Genomic DNA, 21,603 nt, shown 5'->3' with positions numbered 1-21,603 from the left:
AATATATGAATATTTAACATAATTATTTTTTTATTTATTCTAAATTTTAATTAAGAAAGTCTATTTTTGCTATTAAGTATAATTTAAGTATGAAAAAAATAATTATATTTCTATTTGTCTTAATTAATTTTACTGGATTTTCTCAATCGTTTGTTGATTTTGCTTTTAAATCTAAAGATGTTGATGGTTCTATTTTAATTTACGATGAGAATAAAGATACTTGGTTGTTTAATATCGAAAATGATATAAAAAGAAATAGTCCAATTGGTTCATTATTCAATATTCCAAGTGCATTGATTGCTTTAGATTTGGGTGTGATAACAAATGACCCAGGGGAATTTATGTATTGGGATGGTGTTAAACGATATTATTTTGGAACTCCAAAATTTACTTGGAGTTGCAATACCAATTTAGATGAAGCTTTATTTTATAAAAACGATTGGTATTTTCAGAATGTTTCAGATTTGGTTCGACATAAAAATTATGAATTCTTTTTAAAAGATTTAGATGTAACCAATTTAAAATATGACCGAAAAGAAAAATATTATTGGCATTTTGGAGGTTTATTTTCTAATCCAGAACAGCAAATTAATTTTTTTAGAAAACTTCAAAAGCAAGAATTAGGATTCAAAAAAATAAATCAAAAATATTTATATGATAGTTTACTGACCATCAATAATCCTAATTATACGATTCATGGTTATGAAACTTTCAATGTGTATAAAGGAGAACGAATTGATTGGTGGGTTGGAGTTTTAAAAACAAAAGACAATACGTATTATTTCTCAACCCGAATTTTTGAAGATATAAACAAAACTAAAAAAGCTGATTTTAATAATAAAAAATTTGAAATTACTATTGAGATTTTTAGAATGTTAGGTTATATATAAAAAGCGAATTTGATTTCAAATTCGCTTTATTTTTTTAATTTAATCGCTATTTTATAACCTAAAAAAGCTATTGGAATATATGCCAAAACCAAGTCTGTTATTGAAAACCAAAGTGGAGACGGTACTAAGTTTATCATCATAATTCCTCCGATTAAGTAAGCTAAACCAATAACTAAAGCTAATGTTTTACGGTAGGTTTTAGCAATTAAAGCTGTAATAAAAGCTCCAACTAACGTTCCGATTGCATGAGCTAAGAACGGAAATAAAAAATGTTTAGGTTCGAAAAATTCCATTGCAGCTTTTAAACCTTCTTCTGTTGTTATATCAATTCCGTTAGGAGGTGGTATAATACTTCCGCTAATATTAATGATTGACATGTTTACAAATCCGCCAATTACCAAACCTAAAATAACTGCTGAAATATTAAGCAAAATTGTTTTCATAAAATTATTGCGCTTTTTTCATAATTAAACATGTTGAAGTTGCATGAGCATAAACTTTTCCGCTTTCATCAATTAAGGAAGCTTCAGTCATCGCTGTTGTTCTTCCTGCATGAATAATTTTTCCAACAGCAATCATTTTGCCCGTATTTTGAGTTACCGCTTTTATAAAATTTACTTTTAATTCTAAAGTTGTAAAAGTAAATTCTTTGGTCAATGTACTCATTAAAGTACAACCCATTGCTGTATCTAAAATGGTTGAAATTACGCCGCCATGAACAGTTCCGACTGCATTGTAATGAAAATCTTGCGGAGTAAATTCGAAATTAGCTTTACCAAAATCGATTTCATGAATCGAAATTTCTAAGGCTGAAACTGCTGCTGCTTCTGGAATTTCGCCGTTTTGCATTCCTTTCAAATAATCTAAACCGCTTAAATCTTTTGAAAGTTTTATCGCTTCAAAGCTATCTCCGTAATTAAATGTTTTTGTTTTAAGATGTTTTGGGTGCATTAGCTATTAATTAAAATCTTTTAAATAATTCATTCCTTCAGTATATAATTCTGTTGGAACATATTTCGCTGTATAATCCGATGAATCGATTAATTCGCCGTTGTCATAGAAATAAAAAATTTGTTCTGTTATGCGGTCTTTTGAAGCTTTGTTATTGATTTTTTCGATAACAACTAAAACCAATTGGTCGTTATCATAATAATATGTTTTGTTTAAAGAAACCTCATCGTGTTGTTCGTACAAAACCGAAAACAACTTTTCTGTATCTAAAAAATAATAAAACGAAGTATTGTGATTGATTTCTTTTCCATTGTCGTCAATCAAAGTTCCGTTTTTTGTTTCTGGTACAAATGTATTGTTTTGAATGATATTTTGGATTTTACTTTCGATATCAACAGATTTGTTATGTTGACCAAAAGAAACTACCGATATTAGTAGAAAAGCTATGTTTAAAATTATTTTTTTCATTGATTTAATTTTATGCGATTTGGTTGATTAGCTACTTCCCAAGCCGTAGCAAATATAAGTTTTATTCGTTGATGCATTTTATCGAATTCAATTTTTTCAAATGTATCAGTCGGTTGGTGATAATCAACATGTGTGCCGCTATAATAAAAAATAACAGGAATATTTCTTTTTGCAAAATTATAATGGTCCGAACGATAATAAATTTGTTCAGGATGATTTTCTTCATTGAATTCATAATCTAGAATCAATTTTGAATATTTTTTATTTGTTGCTTCAGAAAGATCGTGTAATTCCTGACTTAATTTATCCGAACCAACTAAATATAAATAATCTTTTGATTTTTCATGTTTTTTATCGGTTCTACCAATCATATCAATATTCAAATTACAAACTGTATTTTCTAGTGGAAAAAGTGGATTGTTTACATAATAATTTGAACCAAACAAACCATATTCTTCACCTGTACAATGTAAAAATACAATGGTTCTTTTTGGTCCATTTCCAGCTAATTTAGCTTTTTGAAACAAACGTGCAATTTCCATAACAGCTGAATTTCCAGAAGCATCATCATCAGCTCCATTATAAATTTCACCGTTTGCCATACCTACATGGTCATAATGAGCAGAAATAACGATATATTCATTTGGGAATTCGCTTCCTTCAATGTAGGCAGCCACATTCTCACTGTCATTCAATTTTGGACTAAACATGCGACGCATATCTTTTGAAGGAACAATTTGAAAATAGTCATCAGTTCCTGGAGCAGCATCGATTTTTAAATCTTTATAGTAATCTCTTATAAAGTTTGCTGCCATTTTTTGACCAAATTCTCCTGTTTTTCTACCTTCCATTTCATCGGAAGCAAGAACGCCTAAATTGTTTATTAAGTTTTGTTTAGAAAGAGAATTGATATACGTTTGAACCAAATCTTTTTGATCAACATTTTGAGCAAAAGATGTAAAGCTTAAAAATGCTCCTAAGCACAATGAAATGACAATTTTCTTCATTTTTAATATTTTTTATAAAGATACTATTTTAAGTAAAATAAATATATCTAAATATGTTCTGTATTATTATATTTGCCCAAATTTAAATGCAATGAAGAAAGTTGTTCTGATTACGGGCGGTTCATCTGGTATAGGAAAAAGAGTAGGCGAATACTTAAACGATAAAGGTTTTATTGTTTATGGAACTAGTCGTAATCCTGAAAATGTAAAAAATTCTAAAATAAAATTAGTTGCTCTAGATGTTCGTGATTCAGAATCTATCAAAAAAGCAGTTCATCATATTATCGAAATTGAAAAGCGATTAGATGTTTTGATTAATAATGCTGGAGTTGGAATTACGGGTCCTTTGGAAGAAATTCCTACAGACGAAATCAGAAATAATTTTGAAACCAATGTTTTTGGACCAATCGAAGTGATGAAAGCTGTTTTGCCACAAATGCGTTTGCAAAAAAGTGGATTGATTATAAATGTAACTTCGATTGCTGGTTATATGGGATTGCCTTTTAGAAGTGTTTATTCTTCATCAAAAGGTGCTTTGGAAATTTTGACAGAAGCAATTCGAATGGAAGTTAAATCCTTTGGAATTCAAATTACCAATGTTGCTCCTGGTGATTTTGCAACTGATATTGCATCGCGTCGTTTTCATGCACCAGTGATAAAAAACTCGCCTTATGAAAAAGTATATTCACAACAATTAGCTACGATTGATGAACATGTGAATGATGGAAATGATCCAATCGAAATGGCCGAAGCAATCTACAAAATTATAAATACAAACAATCCAAAAGTGCATTATAAAGTTGGTGCTTTTATGCAAAAATTCTCGATATTCTTAAAACGAATTCTTCCAGATACAGTTTACGAAAAAATGTTAATGAATCATTATAAATTATAACCAGAATATTAAATTATTTATGAAAAAAATTATTACTTTAATTGCTATTATCACGGGTATTTCTGCTCATTCTCAATATATAAAGCATCAAAGAATTTTGGTTGATGTTACCGCGGGTTATTCGATAGCTGCATCACTTAAATTAGATGAAAAAAATTTAAATTTTGAATCTACAAATTTATCAGGTGTTTTATTTGATGCTTCTGCTTATTATAGACTTGGTTTTAATTCATTGCATATGGTAGGAATCCGTGGGAGTTATGTAGATGCTAAAAATACATTTGAATCTGTTATGTTTGATGACTTTTTTCCTTCAGAAATAGACAAAAAGTATAATTCTTTTTTTATTGGACCTTCATACATGGCTAACTATGTTTCTTTTAATGGGAAATTTTCATCAAGCGGTGCACTTACACCTGGATATACTCAAATAAATTCTGTTATTTCAGATTCGAATTCAGAGGCAAGAGTTAAAGCTTCTGGTTACGGAATTAGTTTTTCAGGAACTAGCTCAAGAAGATTGTTTGAATCTTTTGATTGGATTCTTAAATTAGGGATTAATTATTCTAAGTATTCAAGTTTTAGTACATCTTATTCTGGACCCAAAGAAATTGTAATTGCAGAAAATAATAAATTTGATTTAATTAGAGTTGAAATTTCAACAGGTTTTAGTTATAAATTTTAAGAACGAATAGTTTGCTTATCGTCATATAATCTTTTATATTTAAACTTTAAAAATTAAAAAGATGAAGTTTTTTATAGATACAGCAAACTTAGCGCAAATTAAAGAAGCTCAAGAATTAGGAGTTTTAGACGGTGTAACAACTAATCCGTCTCTGATGGCAAAAGAAGGAATAACAGGTAAAAATAACATTCTAAAACATTATGTTGACATTTGTAATATTGTTGATGGTGATGTAAGTGCTGAGGTTATTGCTACAGATTTTGAAGGAATGGTTCGTGAAGGTGAAGAACTTGCCGAATTACACAATCAAATTGTAGTTAAAATTCCGATGACTAAAGATGGAATTAAAGCTTGTAAATATTTTTCTGATAAAGGAATTCGTACAAACGTAACATTAGTTTTCTCTGCCGGACAAGCATTGTTAGCTGCAAAAGCTGGTGCAACTTATGTTTCTCCGTTTTTAGGGCGTTTAGATGATATTTCTACGGATGGATTACAATTGATTGATGATATTCGTTTGATTTACGATAACTATGCTTACGAAACACAAATCTTAGCAGCTTCAATTCGTCATACAATGCACGTTGTAAATTGTGCAAAAATCGGAGCCGATGTAATGACTGGACCTTTATCATCAATTTTAGGATTATTGAAACATCCATTAACGGATATCGGATTAGAACAATTTTTGGCAGATTACGCTAAAGGAAATAAATAAAATCACAAACCTTCTATTTTTATAGAAGGTTTTTTTTGATACTAAAATAAAAAACTTTTATGTAGCAAGTATTACCAGTTATTTTTAATTTTATATCATTGATAAATTTGCTTTAACTGAAGTGCAAGCTCAGGTTTATTTGTTTTATTTCTTATTAGCTGTAGCTATCGGAACGTTGTTAGGTGGAATATTCGGAGATCGTTTTGGACGTAAATATGTCATTTGGTTTTCGGTTTTAGGAGCCGCACCATTTACTTTATTATTACCTTATGCTGATTTGACTTTTACAGCCATTTTAGTAGTAATCATCGGATTGATTATTTCTTCTGCATTTCCTGCAATTTTGGTTTATGCACAAGAATTACTCCCAAAGAAAATTGGAATGGTAAGTGGTTTGTTTTACGGATTTGCTTTCGGAATGGGTGGATTAGGTTCTGCTGTTTTGGGATGGCTTGCCGATGAAACTTCAATCAATTACATTTATGATATTTGTTCTTTTTTACCTTTAATAGGAATCATTGCTGCTTTTCTTCCGAATATGAAGAAAGTAGGAACTAAAGAAACAAATTACGATTAAAAAGAATCGTAATTTGTTTCTCTAACTTCTGTATATTCAAAATAAATATAATTATTAATTAAATCAAATTTTCTATCTTTAGAAGATTTCGGTGCATTTCCAACAAAAAATACATATAAAGAGTAATTTTCTTTTTTCAATTTTGATTTTTCGTATTCTTCTAAAAAATTTTTTTCAATTAAATTCAATTTAGTTGGTGTTATATCTTTCTTTTCAATTATTAATTCATATCTATCTATTTGTCCATATTGTTCGGGTTGGTCACCAGGAAATAATTTTATGTAAACTTTAGAGTAAATATCTTTGAACGTTTTATTAGGGTTTCTGTCCTTAGAAATTAATAATCTTGTATAGAACATTTGTTCATGTTGGTTTAGATGCTTTCTATTTACTAGAATCTCTTTAAATAGATTTTCGTAATTAGTACTTTTTCCGTTAAAATCAATTGTAGCATCTCTATTTGCAGGGAAACTTAAATAAAATTCTACTATTTGAAATATTTGTGATACATTTTTCTTTTTTCCAAATGGACTTAATTCTGATATAATTTCATCGAAGTAATTATCTGTTGTTATATTTTTCCCATCAGTTTTATTTATTGGTAATTTGATGTTTATTTTAGAAAAATCATTTTCTTTAATATCAAATTTTTGAGGGTATCCCAATTTTGATAGCTCAGAATTATTTAATTTAACCCCATTTAAACCTTTATTTACAATGGTATTTTTAAGTGCAAAGTTACATTCTTCAGAATGGTCTGTATTCTTATATTTTCTAAAATGAGGAGCTTGTTTACATTTATTTTTGAAACTTGCTGGATAAACGCTAATTTCACAATTTTCAGAATAACATTTAAATTGAACTTAAATTTTCTATATTTTTTAAATTATTTGCGTAAATGATTTCACCATTTTTTCTATTTACTGCTTTATTCATAATGTGTGTTTTTTTGTGAAAATACATTTTTTTATCTATTTAAACTTATTTTTTTATCTTAATTATGAAAACATACAGAACCTTAACTAACGATATTATTGAACAATTAAAACAAATTGTTTCAGAATCTTTTGTTTTTCTTGATGAAGAAACACGAACTGCATACGGAAAAGACCATACAGAAGATTTAGTGTTTCCGCCTGCTGTTGTTGTAAAACCAAAATCGGCTCAAGAAATTTCACAAATTATGAAGTTGGCAAATGAGTATTTAATTCCTGTAACTCCAATCGGAGCGAGAACGGGTTTAAGTGGTGGAATGCTTTCTGTTTATCAAGGTATTGGTTTGTCGTTAGAACGTATGAATGAAATACTAAATATCGATACTGATAACTTACAAGTAATTACACAACCTGGTGTAATTACGCAAGTGCTTCAAGATGCTGTTTTGGAGAAAGGATTGTTTTATCCAGTTGATCCAAGTAGTAAAGGAAGTTGTTTTATCGGTGGTAATATTGCGGAAAATTCAGGTGGAGCTCGTGCTGTAAAATACGGAGTTACTAAAGATTATGTTTTAAATTTAGAAGTTGTTCTTCCGAATGGTGAAATTATTGAAACCGGTGCAAATACGTTGAAAAATTCAACGGGTTACAATTTAACACAATTAATGGTTGGCAGCGAAGGTACTTTAGGAATTGTTACTAAAATTGTTTTGAAGTTACTTTCTAAAAATGATTTTAATGTTTTGATGTTGGTGCCGTTTTATGATATGAATGAAGCGGCAAAAGCAGTTTCTGAGATTTTTAAAGTAGGAATTGTTCCAAGTGCATTAGAATTTATGGAACGTGATGCGATTGATTGGACCTTGAAATTTACCGATGCGATTGAAATTGGTTTGAAAGATGGTATTCAAGCACATTTATTAATTGAAGTTGACGGAAATTATCAAGATGTGTTATTCGCTCAAGCCGAAAAAATTATGGAGGTAGTCGAACAATTCCGTATTGATGAAGTTTTTTATGCTGAAACAGAAGAGCAAAAAAATGCTCTTTGGAAGTTGCGCAGAAATGTTGCCGAAGCTGTAAAATCACATACAATATATAAAGAAGAAGATACGGTTGTTCCAAGATATGAATTACCAGCTTTATTAAAAGCGGTTAAAGAAATAGGAGCGAAGTATGGTTTCAAATCCATTTGTTACGGTCACGCAGGAGATGGGAATTTACACGTTAATATCATTAAAGGTGATTTAACAGATGAACAATGGCAAAACGATGTTCCAAAAGGAATTACGGAAATTTTCGAAAAAACGGTTGCCTTAAAAGGAACGCTTTCTGGCGAACATGGAATTGGATTGGTACAAAAAAATTATATGCCAATAGCTTTTTCAGATATTTCTTTACAATTAATGAAAAACATCAAAAATGTATTCGATTCTAAGGGAATTTTAAATCCAGGGAAAATTTTTCCAGATAATTTTTCGGAAAATAGTTATTAACATTCTTTGTTTAGAATTCTGTAATGTCTTATCAGTCTTCAGTTTAATGTGTTAAAAACTTATTTTAATTTTTGAAGTAAAATATTTTGAAATTAATTTTTTGTAAACTTTTTAAATTTTTAAAAAATATAAGTGATTGATATTGTGTTATTTAAGTCTTTTTTGTTGTAAACTTTTAAAAAGACTGTGTTTTTTATATTTGTTTTTTTTATAATTTAGTAAAATCAAAACACAGTTGCTATGAACCTACTTACTTTTCCCGAAATCAAGAAGATATACTCAAATGAAGAAGCCGTTTCTGCTTCAACAAAATACTTTAAAGGCGATACACTTGCTGCTACAGTATTTATTAATAAGTATGCTTTAAAAGATTCTGAAGGTAATATTTACGAAAGTACTCCAGATGAAATGCATAAACGTATTGCATCAGAAATTGCAAGAGTAGAAGCTAAATATACCAATCCAATGACTGAATCTGAAATTTTTGATTTAATCAAGAATTTTACTTACATCATTCCTCAAGGAAGTCCAATGACTGGAATTGGAAATCCATATCAGATTGCATCTTTATCTAATTGTTTCGTAATCGGAAATAAAGGAGAAAGTGATTCGTATGGCGGAATTATGAAAATTGACCAAGAACAAGTTCAATTAATGAAACGTCGTGGTGGAGTAGGTCATGATTTATCTCACATCCGTCCGAAAGGGTCTGGAGTTAAAAACTCGGCTTTGACATCAACAGGTTTGGTGCCTTTTATGGAGCGTTATTCAAATTCAACTCGTGAAGTTGCTCAAGACGGACGTCGTGGTGCTTTGATGCTTTCGGTTTCAATTAATCACCCAGATTCTGAAGGATTTATTGATGCAAAATTAGAACAAGGGAAAATTACAGGAGCAAACGTTTCTGTACGAATTGATGATGATTTTATGCGTTCTGTTCGTGATAAAAAATCATATACTCAAAAATATCCAATTTTTAGTTCAAAACCTGCTTTCTCAAAAGATATTCAGGCACACGATTTATGGAAAAAAATCGTACATAATGCATGGAAATCTGCAGAACCAGGAATTTTATTCTGGGATACAATTATCAATGAATCATTACCAGATTGTTATGCAGATTTAGGTTATAAAACGGTTTCTACAAATCCATGTGGAGAAATTCCATTGTGTCCGTATGATTCTTGTCGTTTATTAGCAATTAATTTATTTTCTTATGTAGAAAATCCATTCACTAAAGAAGCTTCATTTAATTTTGAATTATTCAAAAAACACGTTCAAATTGCGCAACGTATGATGGATGATATTATTGATCTAGAATTAGAGAAAATTGACACAATTTTAATGAAAATCGATCAAGATCCAGAAGAAGAAGAAGTAAAGCATATTGAAAGAAATTTATGGTTAGAAATTCGTAAAAAAGCTGGAGAAGGTCGTAGAACGGGAGTTGGAATTACTGCGGAAGGTGATATGTTAGCAGCTTTAGGAATTCGTTACGGAAGTGAAGAAGGAAACGCTTTTGCTGTAAATATTCATAAAACATTAGCTTTAGCGGCTTATCGTTCATCAGTTGATATGGCTAAAGAGCGTGGTGCTTTTGCTATTTTCGATGCAAAACGTGAAGAGAATAATCCATTTATGCAACGTTTAAAAGAAGCAGATCCTGCACTTTACAACGATATGTTAGAATACGGACGTAGAAATATTGCTTTGTTAACGATTGCTCCAACAGGAAGTACTTCGTTATTATCGCAAACTACATCAGGTATCGAACCTGTGTTTATGCCAGTTTATAAACGTCGTCGTAAGGTAAATCCAAACGATAAAGATGTTCGTATTGATTTCATTGATGAGGTTGGAGATTCATGGGAAGAATATGTAGTATTCCATCATAAATTCAAACAATGGATGGAGGTCAATGGAATTGATTCTTCTAAAAACTTCTCAAACGAAGAAATTGATGAATTAATTACTCAATCGCCTTACAACAAAGCAACTTCAAACGATGTAGATTGGTTGAGTAAAGTTGAAATGCAAGGAGCTATTCAAAAATGGGTAGATCACTCAATTTCTGTAACGATCAATATTCCTAATGATGCTACTGAAGAATTGGTAGATAAATTATATATGAAAGCTTGGGAAGTTGGCTGTAAAGGAGTAACAGTTTATCGTGATGGATCACGTGCTGGAGTTCTTTTAGCTAACGATAAAAAGGAAGAGAAGAAAGAAGAAATATCTGAATCAAAAGAAACTTCATTTCCAATCAAACGCCCACAAATATTAGATTGTGATATTGTTCGTTTTCAAAATAATAAAGAAAAATGGATTGCATTTATCGGAAAAATCGATGATCAACCTTATGAAATCTTTACAGGTTTAGCAGATGATGAAGATGGAATTTTAATCCCTCGTTGGGTTAATGAAGGTTTTATTATCAAAAATAGAGATGAAAAAAATCATTCTCGTTACGATTTCCAATACATCAACCAACGTGGATATAAAACAACAATTGAAGGTTTATCGCACCGTTTCAATCCTGAATTCTGGAATTATGCTAAATTAATTTCTGGAACTTTAAGACACGGAATGGCAATTGATAATGTAGTAGAATTAATCAACTCATTACAATTAGATAACGAATCAATTAATACTTGGAAAAACGGAGTTGCACGTGCATTAAAACGTTTTGTACCAGACGGAACTGAAGCTAAAGGTCAAAAATGCTCTAATTGTCAATCAACCAATTTAATGTATCAAGAAGGTTGTTTAACTTGTAAAGATTGTGGTTCATCTAAATGCGGATAATAATTAACAAGAATTTAATTTTTACAATTGAGTTTTATACTAATTTTATCCCTTAAAATAAAAGAAAATGAAAAAATCAATATTAGCATTAGCGTTAATCGCAACAGTTTTTGTTTCTTGTAAAAAAGAAGAAACAAAGCCCGCAAATGAAGAAGTTTTAGAAGAAGTAATTTTAGAAGAAGTTGCTTACACAAACAAATTAGAATGGACTGCTTATAAAACTCCTGAGAAAATTGGAGTAAACGGAACATTCAATACAATCGAAGTTTCTGGAGTAAAAGATTCTGGGGTTGTAGATAAAGATTATACAGGATCTACTTTTAAAATCACAACTTCATCTGTAAATACTAAAGATGCAGGTCGTGATGACAAGTTAAAAGCAGGTTTCTTTGCTTTGTTAGCTGGAGATATCAATGGTAAATTCGTTTCATTTGAAAACGGAAAAGCTGTGGTTGAGTTAACAATGAATGATGTTACAAAAACAAAAGATTTTACTTATACAGTAGTTGATAATGTATTAAAAATGAACGGAGAGATTGACATTATTGAAGATTTCAACGGGACAAAAGCATTTAATAGCATCCACGAATTATGTAAAGAATTACATATGGATAAGACTTGGACACAAGTTACTTTAAATGTTGAAATAGCTAAAAAATAAGCTTAAAAAAATTATTGAGACAGATGGAGGAACTTTTTTTAAAGTTCCTCTTTTTTTGTACATTTGCAATTCGAAAATCCAAACAGTATGATGTTAGATAGATTACAATATGTAAAACAACGTTTCGATGAAATCTCAGATTTGATTATTCAGCCTGATGTTATTGCAGATCAAAAACGTTATGTACAATTAAATAAAGAATACAAAGATCTTAAAGCGTTAGTAGAAAAACGCGAAGAATATATTAATGTAGTTGGTAACATTGAAGAAGCTAACGAAATTATTGCTGATGGTTCTGATGCCGAAATGGTTGATATGGCTAAAATGCAATTAGAAGAAGCTAAATCTCGTTTACCAGAATTAGAAGAGGAAATCAAATTTATGTTGATTCCTAAAGACGCAGAAGATGCTAAAAACGTAATGGTTGAAATCCGTGCTGGAACTGGAGGTGATGAAGCTTCTATTTTCGCTGGTGATTTATTCCGTATGTACACAAAATATTGTGAAACAAAAGGTTGGAGAACTTCTGTTGTAGATTTAAACGAAGGAACTTCTGGAGGTTTCAAAGAGGTTATTTTTGAAGTTTCAGGAGAAGATGTTTATGGAAGTTTGAAATATGAAGCTGGCGTTCACCGCGTTCAACGTGTTCCACAAACAGAAACGCAAGGTCGTGTTCATACGTCGGCTGCAACCGTTATGGTTTTACCAGAAGCTGAAGAATTTGACGTACAAATTGATATGAACGATGTTCGTGTGGATTTTTTCTGTTCATCTGGTCCTGGAGGTCAATCGGTAAACACAACAAAATCTGCTGTTCGTTTAACGCACATTCCAACTGGTTTGGTGGCGCAATGTCAAGATCAGAAATCGCAACATAAAAATAAAGATAAAGCTTTAACCGTTTTACGTTCTCGTTTATACGAAATGGAATTGGCTAAAAAGCAAGCTGAAGACGCAACAAAACGTTCTTCTCAAGTTTCTTCAGGTGACCGTTCGGCTAAGATTCGTACATACAATTATCCGCAAGGTCGTATTACAGATCACCGTATCGGAATGGATATTTTTGATATGGATGGTGTAATGAGTGGTAAAATCCAAAAATTTATCGACGAGTTACAGTTAGTTGCAAATACTGAGAAATTAAAAGAATCTGACGTATTTTAATTATAGAAGCCTCTTTTTTAGAGGCTTTTTTTCTATTTTTTAAAGCATAAACTTTAGGTTTATTTTTAAGATTGTCCCGCTTTCGCTACTAGTTTTGTTTCACAAAAGCTAAACGCTCAATCGGGGCTATAAGTAAACATTTTGTTTTATTTTAAAGTTTTTTAAACAATGACAACAAAACAACTAGTAGAACAAATTCGTACAAAAAAATCATTCTTATGTATTGGTTTAGATGTCGATTTAAATAAAATTCCTCAACATTTATTACAAACCGAAGATCCAATTTTCGAGTTTAATAAAGCTATCATTGATGCTACCCACGATTTATGTGTTTCGTATAAACCAAACACAGCTTTTTACGAAGCATACGGAATCAAAGGTTGGCAATCTTTAGAAAAAACCATTAATTACATCAACGAAAAATATCCAGAAATATTCACCATTGCAGATGCAAAACGTGGCGATATCGGAAATACTTCAACAATGTATGCAAAAGCTTTCTTTGAAGATTTAGCTTTTGATTCGGTTACTGTTGCTCCATATATGGGAAAAGATTCAGTTGAACCATTCTTGGCTTTCAAAAACAAACATACTATTATGTTGGCATTAACTTCTAACGAAGGGGCTTTTGATTTTCAAACGAAAATAGTTGATGGAGAAGAATTGTATAAAAAAGTTTTACAAACTTCGAAATCTTGGAAACACTCAGAAAACTTAATGTACGTTTGTGGTGCAACCAAAGCTGAATATTTCAAAGAAATTCGTAAAATAGTTCCTAATAATTTCTTGTTAGTTCCAGGAGTTGGAGCTCAAGGCGGAAGTTTAAAAGATGTCTGTCAATTCGGTTTAAATAGCCAAGTTGGATTATTAATAAATTCATCACGTGGAATTATTTACGCTTCAAACGGAGAAGATTTTGCAAACGCAGCTCGTAATGAAGCTTTAATCCTACAAAAAGAAATGGAAGTAATTCTTTCATTCAATTAATAAATATGCTTACAATTACAGATCAAATAGGAATAACGCACACTTTTGAAAGTACACCAAAACGTATTATTTCTTTAGTTCCATCGCAAACCGAAACTTTATTTGAGTTAGGTTTAGAAGATAAAATTATTGGAATTACTAAGTTTTGTGTGCATCCATATCATTTAAAAGTTACAAAGCTATCAGTTGGTGGAACAAAAAAAGTTCACATCGAAAAGATTCGTGCTTTGAATCCAGATATAATTGTTGCCAATAAAGAAGAAAATACATTAGAAATCGTTGAATCTTTACGTGATATTTGTCCAGTTTGGGTAACAGATGTTCGTTCGGTTGAAGATAGTATTCAGATGATTGCCGATTTTGGAGAAATTTTCAATAGAAGAACCGATGCTAAAAATTGGATTGAAAAAACAAAGTTTAATTTAGCTGATTTTCAAAATTTCATAATAAACAAACCAACACGTAAATCGGCTTATTTGATTTGGAGAGAACCATATATGGCGGCTGGTAAAGATACATTTATTGATGCATTACTTCAATTAAATAAGTTTACTAATATTTACGCCAATCGTGAAGATCGTTATCCAGAGGTTGAAGTCCGTAAAATGCGTATTCAAGGAGATCCGGATGTAGTTTTTCTATCATCAGAACCTTATCCGTTTAAAGAAGAACACGCTTTCGAAATTGGAAGAAGTACACATCACGCCAAAACGGTTTTCGTCGATGGCGAAATGTTTTCTTGGCACGGTGTTCGTTTGGTTCGTGCCTTTGAATATTTTAAAATATTACACGATCGTTTAGGAGACGAATAATTTAACAAAAGTTGTTTTGTGTTTAGTTCGCAAAACAGCTTTTTTTATTCTTAATTATTTTAAAAAATTTGTAATTTTATCTAATCATGATTGAAAGTTGGTGAGTTCTAAAAAATAATTTGTTTTGTTTTTAAATGGAAACATTAAAATTACTTAAAGTATTATTAGAATATTTAATCGACTATTATGCTGTAACTAAATTTATAAGCAAAGATATGTTTGGAGTGTTTGGAGTTTCGGGGAGAAAATTTCAAAGACAATACAAAAGAATAGTCATCTATTTTTATGGCTTGTTTTATTTTAAAAATTAGATTTTCCCAAAAAAAAGAAAGTGAATTTAAACACTTTCTTTAAACAAAAACGAGGATTGGTTAGGCTTTTTTACTATAATTATCTAAAAAAATACTTTACTATATTAATCTTTAGTATTTCAAAAATAAGTCTGTTTTTTAATAATAAAAATACCTGAAAATAGCTATTTTTCGCTAAATTCCTATTAATCCGTATTCAAGAGCTAGTTTTATAGCTGAGCTTAAATTACTTGTTTGAAATTTTTCAATCAGATTTTTTCGATGACTTTCAACTGTATGCGGACTTATAAAAAGTTTTTCTGCAATTTGATTTGTAGTTAAACCAATTGCTGCTTCGATTAAAATTTCTTTTTCGCGACGTGTTAATTTTGGAACTGTGTGCGGTTCGTCTGTTTCTTTGATATTCATTTTTTTTAGTGTTTGCGAACAAAAAAACTTTTGGCCACTATAAACCGTTTCAATTCCGACAAGAATTTCATCAATTGATGCATTTTTTTGAATGTAACCAATTGCACCCTGGCTGATACAGCTGTTTATAACGGGTAATTCGTTATGCACACTTAGCATGATTATGTAAAGTTCGGGTTTAATTTTTGTGATTTTACCTAGAATTTCGATACTGTTAGCGTCTTCTAGATTAATGTCTAGTAACAAAACATCAATATCTGAGTTTGGTAAACCATTTAAAAGTTCTTTAGCACTCGAAAAACATTCAATTACTTCAACTGTTTCGCGTGTGTTTAAAATATTTTTTAAACCTTCTAGTAATAAAGGATGGTCATCTGTAATTGCAATCTTTATCATATTTTATTTTTTAGGGAAATTAAATTCAAAACTCGTTCCTAGATTTTTTTGTGAATGGATTTCAAATGTTCCTTTCAAGAATTGAATTCTAGATTGGATGTTTATGAATCCAGCAGAATTTTTAAATTCAAGATTGTTTACTTCAAAACCTTTTCCGTCATCTTCAACCGTAATTTGATAAAAGTTTGTTTCTTCAACGAGTTGTATTATTATGTGTTTTGCTTGTGCGTGTTTTATTGCATTGTTAACCAATTCTTGTATGATGCGATATACAAAAAGCTGTTTATCTGTTACTAATGTGTTTGAATAACTCAAGAAAGTTACATGAATTTCAAGATTATTATTCTTCATCCGATTTGCAAATTCTTTTAAAGCAGCTTCTAATCCATATTTTATTAATAAATCTGGCATTAAATTATGTGATACTTTTCTCAGTTTATTGATTGCAAAATCAATATGATCGCTGATTGTTTTTAATTCATCATCTTGCGAGTCCTTTTTTTTATTTATTAAATCAGACAGTTGTAATTTTGTTGCTGATAATAAACCTCCCAAACCATCATGTAAATCTCTTGCTAATCTTTCTCTTTCTCTTTCTTGTCCGTCTAAAAGCGAAGTTAATGCTGAAATCTTAGTATGTTGTTTTTCTTTTTCAATTGCGAGTTTATAAGAATTTTCTTTATCAATCATTCTTTTAGTTCGTTGTCTCAATAAGAATAATAATAGAATTAAAATGAGCGCAATTGATATGATTATTATTATATAAAAATTATTTATTTGTTCTTTATATGAAAGTTTTTCTTGATAGTTTAGTAAATCTTTGTTTTTTGTTTGAGTTTCTAATCTTGCTAATTTTAATTCTTGTTGCTTTTTTTGAGTTCCTAATTCTGAAAGTGCTAATTTTTTAGCCTGATTTTCTTCGATTAATTTTAAATTATTGAATTGAGTTTCTCTTTCTAAATTTTGAATATTTAAGAGTTGAATCTGTTGTTCCTTTTTATCAGAAATGAGTTGTAATTTTTCATATTCTTTTTTCTGTAATTTTTTTTCATAATCGGCATCTATTTTTTTACTATGTATTAATTTTTTATAATCATATACATATTTAAAAACCTCCAAATATTTTTTCTGATAAGCTAAAGCTTCTTTGTAATTTCCAGCTTCACTTTCTATTTTTATTAATTTGTCATAGATTGAAAGTTCAATATTTGTATTTTTTTTCATACTTTTTTCTAGAACATCTAAAGCTTCTATAAAAAGTTTTTTTGATTCTTTTTTGTTATTTTCTTTAAGTGCGATTTCAGCAAAAATTTCTAAAATTGATGAAATGTGATTTGGTTCATCATTAATGTTCGTTACTTTTTGCGCCATTAATGCATATTCTCGTGCTTTTTCTTTATGCGAATCAGGATAATATTTGATGTATAAACTCGCTAAATTGATTGTCACGTATGAATAATCTGAAGGGTAAATCATTTCATTTTCATGATATATTTTGATTGCTTTCAAATAATTTAATTCTACCAGATCTCTTAATTTTTCATTTGTTGGATTTTCATATAATTGTTTTTCATACATATTTCCAACTGCCATATAAGCAGAAAAAATGGCATCTTGGTTATCTTGTTGAAGTGCGGAATCTAATGTTTTTATAGTATATTTTTCTTGTAATTCATATTCATTCCAATCGGCATAAATTTGCGCTAATTCATGATATATAACTGATTTTCGTCTAGCTGAATTTCTATAATCTGTTTCTAGATCATAATATTTTAATGCCTTTAAAAAATAGTCAACTGCTTCAATTTCATTGCTATCTCTTATAGCTAACCAACCACCTGCATAACAAACAAATCCTTTAATGTTAAAATTCGAAGTTTTATCGGCATTTATTCTAGCTTCTTGAAAACTTATTTTAGATTTTTCTCTTTCACCAATAGCTGAATATTGTAATGATTCAATTGATTTTAGATAAGCAAAATTTCCAAAAGCATTTAGTTTTTTTGCTGTTTTATATTCTTTTTGTAATAAAGAAAAGGAATCATCTATTTTGTCATTTACTAGTAAAATTTGAGCATATCTTGCTACAACTTCATAATAGTCTGGAGATAAAATGGTTTTTGACTTATATTCTTTTTCAATGTTTATTAACGTTTCTTGTGCACTAGAAGCATTAAAAATATTAATGAAAATAAAATAAAATATGATTTTTTTTAACCTATTTAACATAAATTTTAGTTTATTTTTCTGTTGTTGTTATAAAAAATAATTACAAATATAATTATTTAACTAGATATATATTCTATAATTTAATTTTTATACTTACTTTTTTTAATTTAATTTCACAAAAAAAATAGATATGGCTTCAGGAATTTTTGCAATATTAGACGATATTGCAGCTTTGATGGATGATGTTGCAATTGCTAGTAAGATCGCAACAAAAAAAACAGCAGGAATTTTAGGTGATGATTTAGCTGTAAATGCTGAAAAAGCAACCGGTTTTCTTTCTTCAAGAGAGATCCCAGTTCTTTGGGCAATCACAAAAGGATCATTTTTAAACAAATTAATAATTGTTCCCGTTGCGTTACTTTTAAATTTCTTTTTCCCAATTGCGATTAAATTTATTCTTATTCTTGGTGGGTGTTATTTAGCATTTGAAGGAGTTGAAAAAATTATTCATTATATATTTCATAAAAAGAAAGAAAATGAATCGACAGTTGAAGTTCTTATTGACGATCAAAAAGCAGAAAAAGCAAAAATAAAATCTGCCGTATTAACCGATTTTATACTTTCTGTTGAGATTGTAATTATTGCATTAGGAACTGTTGTTGAAAGAGATGCTTCTGTGACCGTTCAGATTCTTTCGGTTTCTGTAGTTGCTTTTCTTGCAACTGTTGGTGTTTATGGTGTCGTTGCTTTAATTGTAAGAATGGATGATGCAGGTTACCAAATCATAAAAAAGTCTGAAGATAAAGGTTTTCTTGCCAAATTAGGTCACTTTTTGGTAAAAGCTTTACCTTATGTTATTCGAATTTTAGCCTTCGTAGGTACAATTGCTTTATTATTAGTTTCTGGTGGAATTTTCTCTCATAATATCGATTTTTTCCATCATTTATTACCAGACTTGAATAGTACAATTAAAGAATTTGGTTTAGGTTTTATAATCGGATTAGTAGTTGTAGTTATTGTAACGATTACGCAAAAAGCTTATAAATTGGCAGTGAAGAAATAGATTTTAGATAAAAAAAATGCGATTAGGTTTTCTAATCGCATTTTTTTTTATAATAAAATCATTGCCTGAATTGTAAATACTTTATCTGCTTTTTTTGGTAAATAATTTGACTTTTGGTATTCTACAGTGACTTTAGCATTTAAACCATCAATGTACCAATTAGCACCAAATTTAAAATCATCTGCTGGTTTGTTTAAACCAGTAAAATCGCGATATGAATAGGAGATATAAGGTTGAAATCTATTTTTGTATTTCGATTCTCCTTCTTTAATTTCTTTTGGAATTAAATATCCTATATGTCCACTAAATTGATTTCCGTTTCCTACAACATTACCTTGTAAATAGCTGTTTCCCATATCCGAATTTTGATATTTTGCATAAGCGGTAATGGATGAGCTTTCTCCAATTGGAGCGTCATAAAAGACATCTAATGCATAATGTTTTGCATCTTTTGAGGTCAAGTTTCCATTTACATTTTCTACAATAGCATCATTTTGACTAAAAAAACCAGCTCCAATATTCAGTATTTTTTTACTACCTAAATAAGTTCCAACTCTGTATGGTAATAAATTTGATTCTTGGTCAAAAAATTGATAATCAATATAACCAGAATATGCATATTTAGCCTTTTGTAATAAAGCTTTTCCTAAATATTTTTCTTCACCTGGATTTAAAATCGTATTAATATCACCATCTAAAGTTGTAACTACAGCATCACTAATTGAAAAACGATAGTTAAATTTATCAACTCGTCCTTTTGCAAACATTCCTAAGTGATTTGAATATTGGTCTGATAATCCTAAAGTAGACCAATCTGCTCTGTTATTATCAAGAGTTAACATATTTATTGATCCTTGACCGTTTCCTCGTGAAATTCCACCATAATTATGTAACCCACCTCCTAAAGATAAAAAATCGGTTACCTTATATTGAAGGATCATTTCGTGAAGAAAAATCTGAACGTCATTACCTTTTCCCATAGGACTTAGATTGTTGTCTGAAATTCCGTTCGCACCAAAATGTGTCAGAATCATAAATTTGTCATTTAATTGCGAATAGGCAATCAAACGAGCTCTTTTAACAGAAAAACCATCATTTGGATTATGACCTTCGTAATCTTGAAACCAGGCTTGACCAAATAAAATAAAACGGATGTATTTTTTTCCATCTTCGTTTAATTTTACTACATAACCGCTATCGTATTCTGATGCGTATTGTGCGTTTATTGTTAATGAGCTTAATAAAGAAATTGCTAAAAGTAGTTTTTTCATTAATGATGTTTTTTCTAATGTAATCTTTATAAATATATTTTTAAAAATACTTCAAAAAACAGAATCTATAATGAATAATATTTGATTGTTGTTTATTTTTGTTATTATGTTTAAAAAATTAAGATATAAAAAAATATAATTCAAATTTGCGTTAATAATATAGTCTAAATCCCATTGTCGAGCAAAGTGCGTAATGTTTTTCTAATAAATTTTCTACTAATTCAATTACATCATCATATTCTTGATAAAGACCAAAATAGTGAAAATCTAAAATTGTACTTAAAATAGGGGTGTGGTTTACGTAACCTGATATTGCTTTTGCACCAGTTACAGCTAAAAAATATTGTGCCGTTTCTTGGTCTAAATTTAATTCCTTTGTGTTTGCAAAATGTAAAATTTTACCATTAAGTTTGCCTTGAAATAGTTCTGCAATTTCCTCAAATGAATATAAATACCCATCAATCTCGATGTTGTTGTTAGATCCTTCAAATACAAAGTAGATAACTTCATAATGTTTGAAATCTCTATCGGTGTATAATAGAGTTTCTAAACTTTCTTGAAAAGATTCAATACTATCGCAATTTTTGTAAACATTGGTTACCCCAAAATTTAGTGTAATTTGTTCCAACATAGGAAAAAGTTTACTTTCTGATTCAATTTCAGAATCGATTACACTTTCTAAACAAAACAAGCTGTAGCTATCGTTTGGTAAATTCATTTACGGAAGATATATTTTGGTAAAGGTATTAACAAGTATTTAAAAAAAAAATAAGAGACAATCAATAGCGTCCTAAATAAATTTAATGCATAAAATATCCTCCCACTTTAGTAGGTTGCATGTTATATTTTGATAGTTTTTAAAAAATAACCCCTTGTATTGATTTTGGAGGTGGTTTTTCTACTTCATTTAGTGGATTATCAAGCCATTTTTGTA

General features: G+C 29.6%; 20 protein-coding genes and 1 pseudogene. 12 read left to right on the top strand and 9 right to left on the bottom strand.

The window, feature by feature from the left end; translation table 11 throughout:
• Positions 1-89 precede the first annotated feature (89 nt).
• The gene (locus EG240_RS11445; RefSeq protein ID WP_125019528.1) at positions 90-890 is read left to right on the top strand and encodes a penicillin-binding transpeptidase domain-containing protein; all 801 of its coding nucleotides are present in this window, start codon (positions 90-92) and stop codon (positions 888-890) included.
• 26 nt (positions 891-916) lie between these two features.
• Here EG240_RS11445 and EG240_RS11440 read toward each other — a convergent pair whose 3' ends face one another.
• Genes EG240_RS11440 through EG240_RS11425 form a run of 4 tightly spaced genes read right to left on the bottom strand, consistent with a single transcriptional unit; the run spans position 917 to position 3,316 of the window.
• Positions 917-1,333, bottom strand: a complete 417-nt coding sequence (locus tag EG240_RS11440) for a hypothetical protein (protein WP_125019527.1) — start codon at positions 1,331-1,333, stop codon at positions 917-919.
• 4 nt (positions 1,334-1,337) lie between these two features.
• A complete protein-coding gene (locus EG240_RS11435; RefSeq protein WP_125019526.1) occupies positions 1,338-1,841 on the bottom strand; it encodes a PaaI family thioesterase in 504 nt (167 codons plus the stop codon).
• Positions 1,842-1,847: 6 nt separating this feature from the next.
• Positions 1,848-2,309 carry a hypothetical protein gene (locus tag EG240_RS11430; RefSeq protein WP_125019525.1) on the bottom strand — a complete coding sequence of 154 codons (462 nt, stop codon included), beginning with the start codon at positions 2,307-2,309 and terminating at the stop codon, positions 1,848-1,850.
• The gene (locus EG240_RS11425) at positions 2,306-3,316 is read right to left on the bottom strand and encodes a M28 family metallopeptidase (RefSeq protein WP_125019524.1); all 1,011 of its coding nucleotides are present in this window, start codon (positions 3,314-3,316) and stop codon (positions 2,306-2,308) included. Before EG240_RS11425 ends, EG240_RS11430 begins: the two co-directional genes overlap by 4 nt.
• A 91-nt stretch (positions 3,317-3,407) precedes the next feature.
• On the opposite strand from EG240_RS11425, the gene EG240_RS11420 reads away from it, so the two are divergent.
• The 4 genes and pseudogenes from EG240_RS11420 to EG240_RS11405 form a co-directional block, all read left to right on the top strand.
• Complete coding sequence (locus EG240_RS11420; protein WP_125019523.1) at positions 3,408-4,211, top strand: SDR family oxidoreductase; 804 nt, start codon at positions 3,408-3,410, stop codon at positions 4,209-4,211.
• A 19-nt stretch (positions 4,212-4,230) separates the two neighbouring features.
• Complete coding sequence (locus tag EG240_RS11415) at positions 4,231-4,896, top strand: hypothetical protein (RefSeq protein ID WP_125019522.1); 666 nt, start codon at positions 4,231-4,233, stop codon at positions 4,894-4,896.
• Positions 4,897-4,957: 61 nt separating this feature from the next.
• On the top strand, positions 4,958-5,614 hold the full coding sequence (gene fsa, locus EG240_RS11410; protein WP_125019521.1) for a fructose-6-phosphate aldolase: 657 nt from the start codon (positions 4,958-4,960) through the stop codon (positions 5,612-5,614).
• 49 nt (positions 5,615-5,663) lie between these two features.
• Positions 5,664-6,191 (top strand): annotated as a pseudogene (locus EG240_RS11405) (MFS transporter); the annotation flags it as partial.
• On the opposite strand, the gene EG240_RS11400 reads toward EG240_RS11405, so the two are convergent.
• Positions 6,188-6,856, bottom strand: coding sequence for a hypothetical protein (locus EG240_RS11400; protein WP_125019520.1), 669 nt, complete (start codon positions 6,854-6,856; stop codon positions 6,188-6,190). The pseudogene EG240_RS11405 and the gene EG240_RS11400 sit on opposite strands and share 4 nt — an antisense overlap.
• 335 nt (positions 6,857-7,191) lie before the next feature.
• Between EG240_RS11400 and EG240_RS11395 the strand changes: the two genes are divergently transcribed.
• The 6 genes from EG240_RS11395 to EG240_RS11370 all read left to right on the top strand — a co-directional run bounded on the left by EG240_RS11395 (position 7,192) and on the right by EG240_RS11370 (position 15,051).
• Positions 7,192-8,622, top strand: a complete 1,431-nt coding sequence (locus tag EG240_RS11395) for an FAD-binding oxidoreductase (RefSeq protein ID WP_125019519.1) — start codon at positions 7,192-7,194, stop codon at positions 8,620-8,622.
• Between the two features lie 240 nt (positions 8,623-8,862).
• Positions 8,863-11,427, top strand: coding sequence for an adenosylcobalamin-dependent ribonucleoside-diphosphate reductase (locus EG240_RS11390; protein ID WP_125019518.1), 2,565 nt, complete (start codon positions 8,863-8,865; stop codon positions 11,425-11,427).
• Positions 11,428-11,494: 67 nt separating this feature from the next.
• Complete coding sequence (locus EG240_RS11385; protein ID WP_125019517.1) at positions 11,495-12,088, top strand: YceI family protein; 594 nt, start codon at positions 11,495-11,497, stop codon at positions 12,086-12,088.
• Positions 12,089-12,178: 90 nt separating this feature from the next.
• Positions 12,179-13,252: a peptide chain release factor 1 gene (prfA, locus tag EG240_RS11380; RefSeq protein WP_125019545.1), complete on the top strand. Its 1,074-nt coding sequence runs from the start codon at positions 12,179-12,181 to the stop codon at positions 13,250-13,252.
• Between the two features lie 168 nt (positions 13,253-13,420).
• Positions 13,421-14,239: an orotidine-5'-phosphate decarboxylase gene (gene pyrF / locus EG240_RS11375; protein WP_125019516.1), complete on the top strand. Its 819-nt coding sequence runs from the start codon at positions 13,421-13,423 to the stop codon at positions 14,237-14,239.
• A 5-nt stretch (positions 14,240-14,244) separates the two neighbouring features.
• Positions 14,245-15,051 (top strand): ABC transporter substrate-binding protein, encoded by an 807-nt coding sequence (locus tag EG240_RS11370; protein WP_125019515.1) that lies wholly within the window; start codon positions 14,245-14,247, stop codon positions 15,049-15,051.
• A gap of 485 nt (positions 15,052-15,536) precedes the next feature.
• On the opposite strand, the gene EG240_RS11365 is transcribed toward EG240_RS11370, so the two are convergent.
• Together EG240_RS11365 and EG240_RS11360 are read right to left on the bottom strand one after the other, a co-directional pair.
• On the bottom strand, positions 15,537-16,166 hold the full coding sequence (locus tag EG240_RS11365) for a response regulator transcription factor (protein WP_125019514.1): 630 nt from the start codon (positions 16,164-16,166) through the stop codon (positions 15,537-15,539).
• 3 nt (positions 16,167-16,169) lie between these two features.
• Positions 16,170-18,395 carry a sensor histidine kinase gene (locus tag EG240_RS11360; protein WP_125019513.1) on the bottom strand — a complete coding sequence of 742 codons (2,226 nt, stop codon included), beginning with the start codon at positions 18,393-18,395 and terminating at the stop codon, positions 16,170-16,172.
• 130 nt (positions 18,396-18,525) lie between these two features.
• Between EG240_RS11360 and EG240_RS11355 the strand changes: the two genes are divergently transcribed.
• Positions 18,526-19,398 carry a DUF808 domain-containing protein gene (locus EG240_RS11355; RefSeq protein WP_125019512.1) on the top strand — a complete coding sequence of 291 codons (873 nt, stop codon included), beginning with the start codon at positions 18,526-18,528 and terminating at the stop codon, positions 19,396-19,398.
• Positions 19,399-19,445: 47 nt separating this feature from the next.
• On the opposite strand, the gene EG240_RS11350 is transcribed toward EG240_RS11355, so the two are convergent.
• Together EG240_RS11350 and EG240_RS11345 are read right to left on the bottom strand one after the other, a co-directional pair.
• Complete coding sequence (locus EG240_RS11350) at positions 19,446-20,669, bottom strand: hypothetical protein (RefSeq protein ID WP_125019511.1); 1,224 nt, start codon at positions 20,667-20,669, stop codon at positions 19,446-19,448.
• Between the two features lie 151 nt (positions 20,670-20,820).
• Positions 20,821-21,387, bottom strand: a complete 567-nt coding sequence (locus EG240_RS11345) for a DUF6642 family protein (RefSeq protein WP_125019510.1) — start codon at positions 21,385-21,387, stop codon at positions 20,821-20,823.
• Between the last annotated feature and the right edge of the window lie 216 nt (positions 21,388-21,603).

Source organism: Paenimyroides tangerinum (genome assembly GCF_003865405.1).
GTDB classification, from domain to species: domain Bacteria; phylum Bacteroidota; class Bacteroidia; order Flavobacteriales; family Flavobacteriaceae; genus Flavobacterium; species Flavobacterium tangerinum.
This window is presented reverse-complemented; position numbering and strand designations above follow the sequence as displayed.